Below are 12924 nucleotides of genomic sequence, written 5' to 3'. Positions count from 1 at the left end.
GGTTATGATGCCCTGTTAATATCAATGCGGGAAATAGTGTTATTTACCCTTCCTGCACTGTTTTTCGGATAGTAATTAAATGACTTCTCTGATTATTTAAGCCTGCTGTCGAAGGCATGCATAATATTGACTTTACGCTAAAAAAAAACGCCACCCGAAGGTGGCGTCTTGCGGCTTATTTAAGGTCGTCTACCATCTGAATCGCGCGGCCAATATAGTTGGCTGGCGTCATTGCTTTCAGGCGGGTTTTCTCTTCTTCCGGCAGCGCGAGGCTATCGATGAATTGCTTCATCCCATCGGCATCGACGCGTTTGCCGCGGGTCAGCTCTTTCAGCTTCTCATAAGGCTTCTCAATGCCGTAGCGGCGCATAACCGTCTGGATCGGCTCGGCCAGCACTTCCCAGTTATGGTCAAGCTCGTCCAGCAGGCGGTCGCGGTTAACTTCCAGCTTGCTTACGCCTTTCAGGGTCGACTGATACGCAATAAGCGCGTAGCCCACGCCCACGCCCAGGTTGCGCAGTACGGTGGAATCCGTCAGGTCGCGCTGCCAGCGGGAGACCGGCAGCTTGCTCGCCAGGTGTTGCAGCACGGCGTTGGCAAGGCCCAGGTTGCCTTCGGAGTTTTCAAAGTCGATAGGGTTGACTTTGTGCGGCATGGTGGACGAGCCAATTTCACCGGCGATGGTTTTCTGTTTGAAGTGGTTCAGGGCGATGTAGCCCCAGATGTCGCGGTCGAAATCGATAAGAATGGTGTTAAAGCGCGCGATGCAGTCAAACAGCTCGGCAATGTAATCATGCGGTTCAATCTGCGTGGTGTACGGGTTCCACTGAATGCCAAGCGACGTGACAAATTCTTCGCTGAACTGATGCCAGTCCACTTCCGGGTAAGCGGCAATGTGGGCGTTATAGTTGCCAACCGCGCCGTTGATTTTACCGAGGATCTCCACTTGTTCCAGCTGGCGGAACTGGCGCTCCATGCGGTAGGCCACGTTCGCCATCTCTTTACCCAGGGTGGATGGGGTTGCAGGCTGGCCATGGGTGCGGGAGAGCAAAGGAATGTCGCGATACTGGTGCGCCAGATCTTTCACCGCATCAATGATTTTACGCCAGTACGGCAACACCACCTCTTCACGTGCGGTTTTCAGCATCAGCGCGTGGGAGAGGTTGTTGATATCTTCAGAAGTACAGGCGAAGTGGATAAATTCCGACACCGCATGCAGTTCTGGCACCTGGGCCACTTTCTCTTTGAGAAAATATTCCACCGCTTTGACGTCGTGGTTGGTGGTGCGCTCGATGGTTTTGATGCGCGCGGCATCTTCTTCGCTGAACTGCGCAACGATTTCGTCGAGGTAATCGTTTGCTTCTCTGGCAAAAGCAGGAACTTCCTTGATCGCTGCGTGCGTGGCCAGCTTTTGCAGCCAGCGGACTTCAACCTGTACGCGGAATTTCAGCAAACCAAATTCGCTGAAAATCGCGCGCAGCGCGCTGACTTTATCGCCGTAGCGTCCATCAACGGGGGAAACGGCGGTCAGTGAGGATAATTCCATAATTCACAACTCCGGGAGGTTAACAATGAGCAAGAATCTGTTTCGCCTGGTTCACCAGACGACTACGGGAAAACATTAATTGCAGGCGGCCGCCGCCGACCTGGTGCCAGAGCACGGCGGCGCGGATGCCCGCCAGCAGGCAGGCGCGCACTTTCGCCTGCACCTGTGGGCTTTGCAGTACGGCGGGCGAACCGGTGACCTGAATGCGCGGCCCGAGCGGGCTGATGACGTCGACATAAATTCCCGCCATGGCGCTGAGCAGGGTGTCGGATTCGAGATCGAAATGATCAAGCTGGCGCTGGAGACCGGCGATGCGCTCGCCCAGGGTATCCATCGCGCCTTTGCTGCCCTCAAGCTTACGCTCAAGCACCATCAGGCTTAGGGTGTAGCGCGTAAGTTCAGCGCTTAGCCCCTGACGGCTGCTGGCATTGAGCACGCCGATAAGGGTTTCAAGACCGGTGCGCAGGTTCGCTTCATTGCCGCCAAACACCGCAAGGGTTGAGGCCGGGTTTAAGTCGATAACGCTGCTTAGCGACACGCGCATGGCTTCGCTGTCGCAGTGTCCCTGATGCGCCAGTTGCTGAACCAGGCGGGCGGACTGGCAGATGCCTGCCAGCGCCAGCGTAATATCATAATAATTCTTCGCCACACTTCCTCCTTTACGTGCGCTGTTTACCGGTTACAAAGGCAGCGGCAGGCGCTGTTCGATAATGCCGCCGCCAAGGCAGACGTCGCCAAGATAGAAGACGGCGGACTGGCCCGGCGTTACCGCGGCGACCGGCTCGTCAAAGCGCACTTCAATGCGCTCGTCGTCAAGCGGGCGGATAATGCAGGGAATATCGGTCTGACGGTAGCGCGTTTTCACCGTGCAGCGCAGCTCAGCGGTAAGCGGCTCGCGGCTTACCCAGTGCAACTGCTGAGCGATAAGCCCAACAGACATCAGGCGCGGGTGGTCGTGGCCTTGCGCGACGATAAGCACGTTGTTCTCAACGTCTTTATCCACCACGTACCATGGCTCTTCGCCGCCATCTTTCAGGCCGCCGATGCCAAGCCCTTTGCGCTGGCCGAGCGTGTGGTACATCAGTCCCTGGTGCTCGCCGATTTCATCGCCGTCAACGCTGATTATTTTGCCAGGCTGAGCCGGCAGATAGCGGCCAAGGAATTCGCGGAATTTACGCTCGCCGATAAAGCAGATGCCGGTGGAGTCTTTTTTCTTTGCGGTGATAAGCCCCAGATCTTCGGCGATGCGGCGCACCTCCGGCTTTTCCAGTTCGCCAACGGGGAACAGGCTTTGGGCGATTTGCTCATGGCCGAGCGTATAGAGGAAGTAGCTTTGATCTTTATTGCCGTCGAGACCGCGCAGCAGACGGCTTTTACCGTCGACATCCGCGCGACGCACGTAGTGACCGGTCGCGATATAATCCGCGCCTAAGTCTTCGGCGGCGAACTCCAGAAAGGCTTTGAATTTGATCTCTTTGTTGCAGAGGATATCCGGGTTCGGCGTGCGTCCCGCTTTGTATTCCGCGAGAAAATGCTCAAACACGTTATCCCAGTATTCTGCGGCGAAGTTCACCGTGTGCAGTTCAATGCCGAGCTTGTCGCACACCGCCTGCGCGTCGGCAAGGTCGGCGGCGGCGGTGCAGTATTCCTCGCCATCATCCTCTTCCCAGTTCTTCATGAACAGGCCTTCCACCTTATAGCCCTGCTGTTGCAGCAGGAAGGCGGAAACGGAGGAATCAACGCCGCCGGACATCCCGACGATCACTTTTTTCAGGCTATTATCAGACATTGCACCACTCACGACTTGAAACAAAGGCGGCGTATTCTAACACGCACTGGCGGCGCAGACACCCCCTGAGCATGCCGCCGGGCCCGCGCAGGCGAAATTAAGCAACTTAGCGGCAACAATTGCCAATTGTGTATTGGCGGATAAAGCGGGAAAAGGTGAAGGAATGCGGCGGCGGGAACCGCAGAACGATCCCCGCCGGGCTGTTAGGCGTAGCGCTCCTCAAGCGAGAACTGCTCAACGGTTTGCCCAAGCTGGCGGGCTTGCGCGTCAAGCGAGCTGGCGGCGGCGGCCATCTGTTGCACCAGCGCGGCGTTTTGCTGGGTAACGCCGTCCATTTCATTAACGGCGATTGTCACCTGGCTGATGCCTTTAGCCTGTTCATCCGAGGCGCTGACGATTTCGCCAATAATCGTTTGCACCGACTGCACCGCCTGGGTCATCTCCTGCATGGTTTTACCGGCGTCGTTAACCAGTTGAACGCCGTTTTCCACCCGCAGGCTGGATTCTTCAATCAGCGCGGCGATCTCTTTTACTGCACTGGCGCTGCGCTGAGCCAGATTGCGAACCTCAGAAGCCACCACGGCGAAACCGCGGCCCTGTTCGCCTGCGCGCGCCGCTTCCACCGCCGCGTTAAGCGCCAGGATATTGGTCTGAAATGCGATGCTGTTGATCATGGTGGTGATATCGCTAATCTTCTTCGCGCTGTCGTCTATTTGCGCCATGGTCTGCACTGCCTGGCCTACCAGCGCTTCGCCGCGGCTGGCTATGCGGGTAGCGTTCGCCGTCAGCGCCGTAGCCTGGTGGGCGTTAGCGGCGTTGTGTTTCACGGTAGCGCTGATCTGCTCCATGCTGGCGGCGGTCTGTTCCAGCGCGGCCGCCTGCTGTTCGGTGCGGGAGGAGAGGTTAATGTTGCCGCTGACAATTTCGCTTGCGCCTTCGCGAACCGAACTGCTGGCCGCTTTGATCTGCCCGACAATCTGGCGCAGTTGCGCCTGCATGGTGTGCAGCGCATAAAACAGGCTGCCCTGGTCGCCGGTCTTAATCGTTATCGCGTTGTCCAGTTTGCCCTCCGCCACCGCCAGCGCGATGGTGGCCGCTTCACGCGGTTCGCCGCCGAGCGGTTTAAGCACTTTACGGCTAAAGACAATCCCCAGTAGCGCGCTGACCAGCAGGATGCTTACCACCATCATGATAATGGCGTTTCTGAGCTGTTGGTTAGCGGCCGCCATGACCTGGCTTACCGGCGCCACAATGCCCAGATACCAGCTATCCGTACTGTTGCCAATGCTCACCGGCTGCCAGGTGCTCAATGCCTCTTCGCCAAGCACAGGATCGGGTCGTTCGGTAACGTTGCGGCTAAAACCGGCGGTATCGCCAGGAAAAGCTTTGCTGGTGAGGCTGGCGTCGGGCGAGGAGATAACCTTACCGGCGCTGGAGAGCAGCACGGCGTAGCCGCCGCCTTCCCAGGGTTTAATTTGATTCACTTTTTTCTGTAACGAGGCCAGTGAAATATCGGCGGTTACTACCGCCTGCAACTGGCCTTCGTTTACGATGGGCGACGCTACAGAGGTGAGCAGCGTCGGCACGCCATTGTAGGGGTAGCTGTAAGGCTCGATCAGGGTATCTTTTTGGGTCTTTTGCGGGATCAGATAATAATCGCCCTGTCCGGGCGTCGAGTAAGAGAGCAGGGGGTGAAAGTTATAGGCGCCCGCCTGGTCGTGGTCTACAAAGAAGGCGTAGCGGCCCTTCGGCGCCTGGTCGGGTTTATCAGCAAACTCCGCATCGCGCCCGTCAAAAGCGTTTTCTTCAAAAATAACCGACACGGAAAGGTAGTCGGGATTATCGCGCAGCGCGGATTCCAGCAGTTTATTAGCGACATTGCGGTCGGTTATGCCAGCGCGAGGCAAAGCCGCCATGCTATGGCCAAGATTGTGCGCCACATCGCGGGCGTAATTAAGTTCCTGTTGAATTTTAAGCGCTTCGCTGCGGGCAATTTGCTGTAAATAACTTTCAGCTAATGTTTTTTGCTCGGCGCTGGATTGCCAGCTCAGTACCCCGATAGTCACCACAAAACCCAGCGTGATGGTTAAAGCGCCTGTCCACAACATCTGCGCCCGTGTACTCATTTTTTTTAAAACAAACGGTCTGGCCATCACGGCTCCTCAGGGTAAACCCGACAAAATTATTTCCGTTCCTTATCAGTCATCGCCTCCATGTCACTTTTCTATCGGCGGTGATTTTTTGTTCTTTAGCGAGCGCAGGGTGGCGGTGAGCGGCGGAAAAAGGGGCTTTTTGCGGGGAAAGCAGCAGGCAAACGCAGGGCAATGCGCCGGTAGCAAATAAAAGCGCTAAATGTAGCGGATATGGATAGCAGGTTTAGCTGGGGTTAAATATTTCGCCGGGCAACAAAAAAGCCAGAACAGGGCGTTCAACGCCCCGTCACGGCGAAAGCATTAGCCAAAGGGCCAGTTAAACGCGCCGATAACAGAAAGCGGATAACGCTCGCCTTGCTGCCAGGTGCGAATGCTTTCTGCCACCAGCGGCGAGCGCAGGTTAGCGGCGTTAAGGATTTCGTCCGCGCTTACCCAGCGGCAGCAGTCAATATCGCTGTCATGCGGTTGGGTAGGGAGGACATCTTCCAGTTCAAGGCTGAACAGAAAGCGCAGGAAAGGGGTATTGTCTGGCGCAATCCACTGATGAAGCCGTAAAAAATGCTGCGGCTCGGCGGTAATGCCTGTCTCTTCCCAGAGTTCGCGCCGCGCCGCGTCCACCAGGGTTTCATCTGCTTCCAGATGGCCCGCAGGCTGGTTCCACAGCGCTTTGCCGTTAATGGTTTCCTCAACAACAAGAAATTTGCCTTTCGCATGCACAACGCACGCGACGGTGACATGAGGTTTAAACATTCACATTTCCTTTTTCAGAGAGCCCTTTCAGAGCGCGACTTCGCGCCAGTCGCCGTTGGCGAGGTTGTCCAGCGTATACTCGCCCATGGCGTAGCGAATCAGGCGCAGCGTCGGAAAACCTACGTGGGCGGTCATTCTTCGCACCTGGCGGTTACGCCCTTCGTAAAGCGTTATTTTAAGCCAGGCGGTGGGAATGGCTTTACGCTCACGTATCGGCGGGTTGCGCGGCCACAGCCAGTGCGGCTCGGCGACAAGCTCAACGCCTGCGGGCAGGGTGGGGCCGTCGTTAAGCGTAACACCGTTTCTCAGGGCGCTCAGCGCCTCTTGCGTCGGTTCGCCTTCCACCTGCACGTAATAGATTTTGCCGGTACGCTTGCCAGGCTGCGTCAGTTTCGCCTGCAACGCGCCGTCGTTTGTTAACACCAGCAACCCTTCGCTGTCGCGATCGAGGCGGCCTGCAGCATAAACGCCCGGCACAGGGATAAAATCCTTCAGCGTTTGCCGGCCGGCCTCATCGGTAAACTGCGGCAGTACGTCATAAGGTTTATTGAACAAAATAAGCCGCTTTGGCCCCTCGGGCTGGCGCTGTCTGCCGGCTTTACGGTTGCTGAAACGCTTAAGCTGGTGATTTTTCGAAGAAGTTTTTTGCATACTATTTTCAGATGTTATGGATTGCCGCATTATAGCGGAATCACAATAGCGTGGCATGGGGCACGACATTGAGTTAGTATTGACACGCCTATTACAAATCATTAACAAAATGAGTCACAACCAGTAGCGCTCGAAGGAGAGGTGAATGGAAAGCAAAGTAGTTGTTCCGGCGGAAGGTCAGAAGATCACAGCGCAAAACGGCAAGCTGAATGTTCCCAATAACCCGATTATTCCTTTTATCGAAGGGGATGGCATCGGTGTGGACGTAACGCCGGCCATGCTGAAAGTCGTGGACGCCGCGGTTGAGAAGGCTTACAAGGGCGAGCGTAAAATTTCCTGGATGGAAATTTACACCGGTGAGAAGTCGACCACCGTTTACGGCCAGGATGTCTGGCTGCCGCAGGAAACCCTGGATCTGATTCGTGAATATCGCGTAGCGATTAAAGGCCCGCTGACTACGCCTGTTGGCGGCGGCATTCGCTCCCTGAACGTGGCCCTGCGCCAGGAGCTGGATCTGTACGTCTGCCTGCGCCCGGTGCGTTACTACCAGGGCACCCCAAGCCCGGTAAAACACCCGGAACTGACCGACATGGTTATCTTCCGTGAAAACTCCGAAGATATTTACGCGGGCATCGAGTGGAAAGCAGACAGCGCCGAAGCGGACAAAGTCATTAAATTCCTGCGCGATGAGATGGGCGTGAAGAAAATTCGCTTCCCGGAACATTGCGGCATCGGCATTAAGCCGTGCTCTGAAGAAGGCACTAAGCGCCTGGTGCGCGCGGCGATTGAATACGCGATCACCAACGATCGTGATTCTGTGACGCTGGTGCACAAAGGCAACATCATGAAGTTCACCGAAGGCGCCTTTAAAGACTGGGGCTACCAGCTGGCTCGCGAAGAGTTCGGCGGCGAGCTGATCGACGGCGGCCCGTGGGTGAAAATCAAAAACCCGAACACCGGCAAAGAAATCGTCGTCAAAGACGTGATTGCTGACGCCTTCCTGCAACAGATCCTGCTGCGCCCGGCGGAGTATGACGTTATCGCCTGTATGAACCTGAATGGCGACTATATTTCCGACGCCCTGGCGGCGCAGGTTGGCGGTATCGGTATCGCCCCGGGCGCAAACATCGGCGACGAATGCGCGCTGTTCGAAGCGACCCACGGCACCGCGCCGAAATACGCAGGCCAGGACAAAGTCAACCCGGGTTCAATCATCCTGTCCGCAGAAATGATGCTGCGTCATATGGAATGGTTCGAAGCGGCTGACCTTATCGTTAAAGGTATGGAAGGCGCTATCAACAACAAGACCGTGACCTATGACTTCGAGCGTCTGATGGAAGGCGCTAAACTGCTGAAATGTTCAGAGTTTGGCGACGCGATCATCGCGAACATGTAATCCGCTTGGCGGGTTAAAGAAGAACGGGAGCCATCGCGCTCCCGTTTTTTTATGGCTAATTCTTCTCATCAGGGGTTTATCAAAAGAGGGTAAGCCTGCGCCCGTTTCAACCCGGCGCGCTTAGCGCTAAGTGAAAGGGAAGTAGCAGCAAACACGCACGATAAAAGCGCTGTTGACGAATACACTCCCGCGTTAGTTCTCCGGGCCTGGCCCGGTCGAAACAACAGGTTGCAAAGCGCGGCTCATGCTGGCATCTGTTGCATAAAAATACGGACTGGCATCACAGGATTTAACCCCTACAATTTTTGTTAGCTTAAATAATTGTTAGCGTTGGTGTATGATTTAGCCGTTATTTCAACCGCAGGGATTCGGTTAATCTTTCTCTTTTCCTGCCCACTAAGGTTTTTACATGGCGCTTAAAGATCATACTTCTGTCTTTCCGGTCACGCACTGGAAAGCGGGCCCTCTGCCCGGCTACCACGCACTCGCTCTCAAACTCACCTACCTTACCCATTCGGCTGCGGGCAATGGCACGGAACATCGATCGCAGTTTTTCGCCTTTCCTCCTGAAATGGTCGAAGCCCTGATTTCAGAACTACAAAAACAGCTCGACGCTTTGCAGAACCTGGATAAAGGCAATTCCCCGCAAGCGAAGCATTAAGGCCGCCGCGTTTAAAACTTCGCCTGAAAAAGGTTACCATCGGGCCAGAATCAGCAAGGCGCAACCCGCCTGAAATAATACCTTTTGATAACCTTTCAAAAGCCTCAACCCGGAGATCTTCATGCTGGAAAAACTTCGCACCCGTGACGGGAAAAAATTTATTGCAGCGGCGGTTATTCTGTTTCTGATCGCGCTGACGGTTATTTCAAGAGTCACGTTTCAGGGTGTGGTGGATCAATACAATCTGCCAATGGAGAAATGGACGCATACCATGTTTATTATGCAGGGCGCATGGGTGTTGATTTACACCATCGTCTTTACCTTTATTACCTCGTTGCCCTTCGCTTTCTATTTTCTGGGGCCGAAAGACGATCGCGGGTAAAGCCGGGAGAAAAGGGCGCTGCAATGGCGCCCTTTTACTTTATGCCGTAACGTTTTTTTTCGCCGCTTTCCGCTGCCCGACCAGGCGAGCCCGCAGCATGTCATAGGCCCAGTTATAAAGCATGGTGTAAGGCAGGAAGAAAAGAATAAAGCCAATCTCCAGCACAAACGCGGCTGCGAAGCTAATACCCAGATAGAAAGCCGCCAGAGTGACGCCAATAGTAATAAAACCGCCTTCAAAGCCGACGGCATGCAACGCCCGGACTTTCGCCGTGCGCGTTACGCGATGCGCGGGCCAGAGCCGGTCGAATAGCGCGTTGTAGATTACATTCCAGATCATGGCGGCGGTCGCCAGCAAAATGGTAAGGCCGCCCATTTCCATCACCTGGCGGCCCATCAGCCAGGCGGTGGCAGGGGCAAGTATGAGGGTGGCGATGCCTTCAAAACAGATTGCGTGAAAAAGGCGTTCTGCCAGGGAGCGTTTTTCGGGTTCGGTAGCGTGCATATTTTGTCTGCCTTCACTCGGTAATAGACCACAAGCTGTGAATTCTATCGGCAATGGTGATAACCTGAAGTGAGGTTCCATCGATAAAAGCGATACTTCATGCGTTACTCACCGGAAGCGTTAACGGCCTTTGTTGAAACCGTCGCCGCAGGATCGTTTTCCGCAGCGGCGCGCAGGCTGCGAAAAAGCCAGTCCACCGTCAGTACAGCCATAGCCAACCTGGAAACCGATCTCGGCGTGACGTTATTTGACCGCTCGGCCAGGCAACCCGTGCTGACTGAACAGGGGCACCAGGTTTTTGGCTACGTTCAGGCCATTCTTGCCGCCAGCGAGCGGCTCGATGCGCTGGCGGTCTCGTTATCTGGCGAGACGGAGCCGCGGTTGTCGTTTGTCCTTTCCGATACGCTGGATCCCAAAGTGCTGGAAAACCTGCTGGCCCGCTTCGATGAGGCGTTTCCGCATACGGAGTTTGAATGCCTGATCGGCGAAGATGAAGACGTTATCGATTTGATACAAAAAGGGCGCGCGCAGATCGGTTTAACAGAGGCGAGATCGTCTTATCCGGTCGATATTGGTTTTAGCCGGTTGCCGCGACAAACCCGCATGGGGATTTATGCCGCCTGCGGTCATCCGCTGGCGCAGCGCCAGCAGCTGACTTTTGATGAGCTGCATGCCTGGCGCGAATTACAGCTAAACACCTATCTTGAACGGCCCGATAACGTCTGCCGCGGGCCGGTGTGGTCGGCGCCCAATTATCTGTTGCTGTTAAGTATGGCGGTGCAGGGGCACGGCTGGTGCATGTTGCCTTGCGCGCTGGTTGATGAGTTTGCGCCGCCGGGCAGCCTTGTGACTTTGCCCGTGCCGGGCTGGCCGCGCGCCTTATCCATCGATCTGCTCTGGAACAAGCGAACGCCGCCTGGCGCGGCGGGAAGGTGGCTGCGACAGTATCTGACAGCAGAAAACCCTGCCTGACCCTGGCGCAGCTTTACGCGGCGAGCGCAAAGTAAAGGGTGACAATCAGCGCTGGCTGCCGCTCAGCCCGTCGACCTGCAAAGCCATCTCGTCGAGCAGCTGAAAGCGTCGGCGATACTCCGCCCGTTTTTTGCTGGGAATACTCTCCAGCGTTTTTCTCTCCAGTTGCAGCGGCAACCGCCAGCGATAAGCGCCATCGCGTACGCCCTCTACAGAAGCCCAGAATTCATCGTAACTGGCATGAAAATGACGAGCTTTGCTGAGCCGGTAGCGCAGCGCCTGAAAAACATGGCCGCGATTGCTCACGCCATCTATCGCGCCAATGCCCGTTCGGGCGGCCAGCAGCCAGAGAAATTCCATCAGTATGCGTTTAGGGAACAGGCCATAGCAGGCGCGCGTTGCCTGCTTAATCGCATCATGGGTGACGTTGCGCCGCGGCCCCTGCAACCCGCCGATAACGATTCGCCATTGATTCAGCCCGCCCGTTACGCTGAATGTCAGGCTGGCGAGCAGCGTCTGGCTGCCGTCCCGCAGCCAGAGCGTGCATTCGCCTTCGCGTTCCGCTTTCCTGGCGCAGGAGGCGTACAGGGTGAACTGCGTCTCTTCCTTGCCCTGTAAATGCAGCAATGGCGTCTCTTCCATTGCGGTAAAAGCGCTGGCAAGCGGCGTCGCCAGGGTGGCAATGAACTGATAATGGCTCACAATGGCGTCCGCGCGCTGGCCGGCGGACAGGCCCCGCGCCAGATAAAGCCGGTGGGTCTTGCCCGGCAAGGTAACCTGGGACTGCAACAGTTGCCCGAAGTCTGCCCGCCCGGCCAGGCCAGAAAGCATCCTGCGCGTGGAAGGGTAAAACAGCAGCGTGCGAAGAAAAAATTTCAGCCGGTAATCCCACTTGCTCCAGACAGGCCCTGGAACAAATTTACCGGTGATCAACGAGGCGATGAGGTGCTCACGCGGCTGTGGATCGCATGAAAAAGGCAGGTTGGTGTCTGTCAAAATCGTTATCCTGAAGTCGTTTTATTTTTATTATAAGGATGTAAAAACGGGCAGGTAATCACTGCCGGGATATTAATAAAAGCTGTTTAGCTTTTATTTAAAAACAGGGGCGGGCGGGGGCTTAATTTTTTTGGTGAATGCGCCGTGGTCTTTATTTTGCATTTGAAATTGCTTTCAAAACAAGGCGTTATATTTATATGTTTGCAGCGATGAGTTTCTTTTTGAATAAAAAGGAGATTAACTTCAGCGCTATTACCATCTTTTTAGTCTGTTCGTATAAACAAAAGGTAAACCAATGGCTTTTTTATTTACTATTGTGGAAGCCAGAGGGATTTTGTTGACTTACTTTCAGCCGGAACCCGCCCGGGCGTCTCCTGCCGCAACCGTGGTCTGTCGGCTTGTGCCAGGGCCTGGCTTTCGTCGCCCGCAGCGCTGAACACGGCATTGCAGATGGCCTGCTGCTGTCGTCTTTCAGGATGCAGACAGTATTAATAAAAGGAGAAAGATGTCAGCACAGTTTAAAATAACTTATAGTTATTACATTAATTTGCGTTAAGTGTTGAATCTTAATTCATATCTGACTATGTTTATTTTGTCGGTTTTCCTCTCTTGTTTCGAATTATTCCTGGTATTCACACCCGCCTGTTCAGGCGGGTTTTTTTTCTCTGTTGATTTTTGTTGCACAAATAATAACCGCGAATTTGTACATTCATAAAAGTTTGTAGAGATTTAAAACGTTGCAAAAAGATAATAAATGACGGATTTGCGCTTTTGGCTTTTATCAGACATGCTTAACTTTATCTCGGCCCGGTTAACAACGGCTATTTCAGCGTCACAGCGCATAGTTTGCTTTTAACATTATTTACGCACGTCGCTTAATTTCAGTTATGCACAATTCTCTCCGCCGATAGCTCATCAGGTAAGAGCCACTGTTGACTAACAGAGGTGCGAGGTTCGAGTCCTCGTCGGCGGACCATTTTGCCCACACGCCTTGTCAGCCCCTTCGCCCCCTGAGCGCCCCCCTGAATCTCAGCCATTTTTTCGCCACACCTCCAATCTTCTATTAGGGTTAAAGCAGTACTGATTGCGCAGGAACGTTTTGTTCCAGATGTGCATCACCATCA

General features: G+C 54.7%; 13 protein-coding genes and 1 tRNA gene. 6 read left to right on the top strand and 8 right to left on the bottom strand.

Annotated features, from left to right (window positions below; translation table 11 throughout):
* Positions 1-175: 175 nt before the first annotated feature.
* The 6 genes from purB to rluE all read right to left on the bottom strand — a co-directional run bounded on the left by purB (position 176) and on the right by rluE (position 6919).
* Positions 176-1546, bottom strand: a complete 1371-nt coding sequence (gene purB, locus DW56_RS18770) for an adenylosuccinate lyase (protein ID WP_024551767.1) — start codon at positions 1544-1546, stop codon at positions 176-178.
* Positions 1547-1565: 19 nt separating this feature from the next.
* Positions 1566-2195: a high frequency lysogenization protein HflD gene (gene hflD, locus DW56_RS18765; RefSeq protein ID WP_024551768.1), complete on the bottom strand. Its 630-nt coding sequence runs from the start codon at positions 2193-2195 to the stop codon at positions 1566-1568.
* A 30-nt stretch (positions 2196-2225) separates the two neighbouring features.
* On the bottom strand, positions 2226-3347 hold the full coding sequence (gene mnmA / locus DW56_RS18760) for a tRNA 2-thiouridine(34) synthase MnmA (protein ID WP_324606303.1): 1122 nt from the start codon (positions 3345-3347) through the stop codon (positions 2226-2228).
* A 191-nt stretch (positions 3348-3538) separates the two neighbouring features.
* Positions 3539-5488 carry a methyl-accepting chemotaxis protein gene (locus tag DW56_RS18755; RefSeq protein WP_024551769.1) on the bottom strand — a complete coding sequence of 650 codons (1950 nt, stop codon included), beginning with the start codon at positions 5486-5488 and terminating at the stop codon, positions 3539-3541.
* Positions 5489-5788: 300 nt separating this feature from the next.
* Positions 5789-6238 (bottom strand): NUDIX hydrolase, encoded by a 450-nt coding sequence (locus DW56_RS18750; RefSeq protein WP_024551770.1) that lies wholly within the window; start codon positions 6236-6238, stop codon positions 5789-5791.
* A 27-nt stretch (positions 6239-6265) separates the two neighbouring features.
* Complete coding sequence (gene rluE / locus DW56_RS18745; protein ID WP_071789718.1) at positions 6266-6919, bottom strand: 23S rRNA pseudouridine(2457) synthase RluE; 654 nt, start codon at positions 6917-6919, stop codon at positions 6266-6268.
* 115 nt (positions 6920-7034) lie between these two features.
* Here rluE and icd point away from each other — a divergent pair, with 115 nt between their 5' ends.
* The 3 genes from icd (at position 7035) to DW56_RS18730 (ending at position 9328) form a co-directional block, all read left to right on the top strand.
* Complete coding sequence (gene icd, locus DW56_RS18740) at positions 7035-8285, top strand: NADP-dependent isocitrate dehydrogenase (protein WP_024551772.1); 1251 nt, start codon at positions 7035-7037, stop codon at positions 8283-8285.
* Between the two features lie 409 nt (positions 8286-8694).
* Positions 8695-8946: a hypothetical protein gene (locus DW56_RS18735; RefSeq protein WP_024551773.1), complete on the top strand. Its 252-nt coding sequence runs from the start codon at positions 8695-8697 to the stop codon at positions 8944-8946.
* A gap of 121 nt (positions 8947-9067) precedes the next feature.
* Positions 9068-9328, top strand: coding sequence for a DUF2534 family protein (locus DW56_RS18730; RefSeq protein WP_024551774.1), 261 nt, complete (start codon positions 9068-9070; stop codon positions 9326-9328).
* A 39-nt stretch (positions 9329-9367) separates the two neighbouring features.
* On the opposite strand, the gene DW56_RS18725 is transcribed toward DW56_RS18730, so the two are convergent.
* Positions 9368-9832, bottom strand: coding sequence for a multidrug/biocide efflux PACE transporter (locus DW56_RS18725; protein WP_024551775.1), 465 nt, complete (start codon positions 9830-9832; stop codon positions 9368-9370).
* Between the two features lie 99 nt (positions 9833-9931).
* Here DW56_RS18725 and DW56_RS18720 point away from each other — a divergent pair, with 99 nt between their 5' ends.
* On the top strand, positions 9932-10804 hold the full coding sequence (locus DW56_RS18720; protein ID WP_024551776.1) for a LysR family transcriptional regulator: 873 nt from the start codon (positions 9932-9934) through the stop codon (positions 10802-10804).
* A 45-nt stretch (positions 10805-10849) separates the two neighbouring features.
* Here the strand turns inward: DW56_RS18720 and DW56_RS18715 are convergent, their stop codons facing one another.
* On the bottom strand, positions 10850-11800 hold the full coding sequence (locus tag DW56_RS18715) for a VirK/YbjX family protein (protein WP_024551777.1): 951 nt from the start codon (positions 11798-11800) through the stop codon (positions 10850-10852).
* A 295-nt stretch (positions 11801-12095) separates the two neighbouring features.
* Between DW56_RS18715 and DW56_RS22645 the strand changes: the two genes are divergently transcribed.
* Together DW56_RS22645 and DW56_RS18705 are read left to right on the top strand one after the other, a co-directional pair.
* Positions 12096-12236 carry a hypothetical protein gene (locus DW56_RS22645; RefSeq protein ID WP_159102093.1) on the top strand — a complete coding sequence of 47 codons (141 nt, stop codon included), beginning with the start codon at positions 12096-12098 and terminating at the stop codon, positions 12234-12236.
* Between the two features lie 465 nt (positions 12237-12701).
* A tRNA-OTHER gene (locus DW56_RS18705) sits at positions 12702-12776 on the top strand.
* The last annotated feature ends 148 nt before the right edge of the window (positions 12777-12924 follow it).

It is taken from the genome of Franconibacter helveticus LMG 23732 (assembly GCF_000463115.2).
Taxonomy (GTDB): Bacteria; Pseudomonadota; Gammaproteobacteria; order Enterobacterales; family Enterobacteriaceae; genus Franconibacter; species Franconibacter helveticus.
Note: the sequence above shows the minus strand (reverse complement) of the source record. Positions and strands in the feature narration are given on the sequence as shown.

Coding starts and splice junctions, on each gene's coding strand:
- purB (WP_024551767.1), bottom strand. CDS start 1,546: ATGGAATTATCCTCACTGACCGCCGTTTCCCCCGTTGATGGACGCTAC.
- DW56_RS18755 (WP_024551769.1), bottom strand. CDS start 5,488: ATGGCCAGACCGTTTGTTTTAAAAAAAATGAGTACACGGGCGCAGATG.
- DW56_RS18725 (WP_024551775.1), bottom strand. CDS start 9,832: ATGCACGCTACCGAACCCGAAAAACGCTCCCTGGCAGAACGCCTTTTT.
- icd (WP_024551772.1), top strand. CDS start 7,035: ATGGAAAGCAAAGTAGTTGTTCCGGCGGAAGGTCAGAAGATCACAGCG.
- rluE (WP_071789718.1), bottom strand. CDS start 6,919: ATGCGGCAATCCATAACATCTGAAAATAGTATGCAAAAAACTTCTTCG.
- DW56_RS18750 (WP_024551770.1), bottom strand. CDS start 6,238: ATGTTTAAACCTCATGTCACCGTCGCGTGCGTTGTGCATGCGAAAGGC.
- DW56_RS18720 (WP_024551776.1), top strand. CDS start 9,932: ATGCGTTACTCACCGGAAGCGTTAACGGCCTTTGTTGAAACCGTCGCC.
- DW56_RS22645 (WP_159102093.1), top strand. CDS start 12,096: ATGGCTTTTTTATTTACTATTGTGGAAGCCAGAGGGATTTTGTTGACT.
- DW56_RS18730 (WP_024551774.1), top strand. CDS start 9,068: ATGCTGGAAAAACTTCGCACCCGTGACGGGAAAAAATTTATTGCAGCG.
- DW56_RS18735 (WP_024551773.1), top strand. CDS start 8,695: ATGGCGCTTAAAGATCATACTTCTGTCTTTCCGGTCACGCACTGGAAA.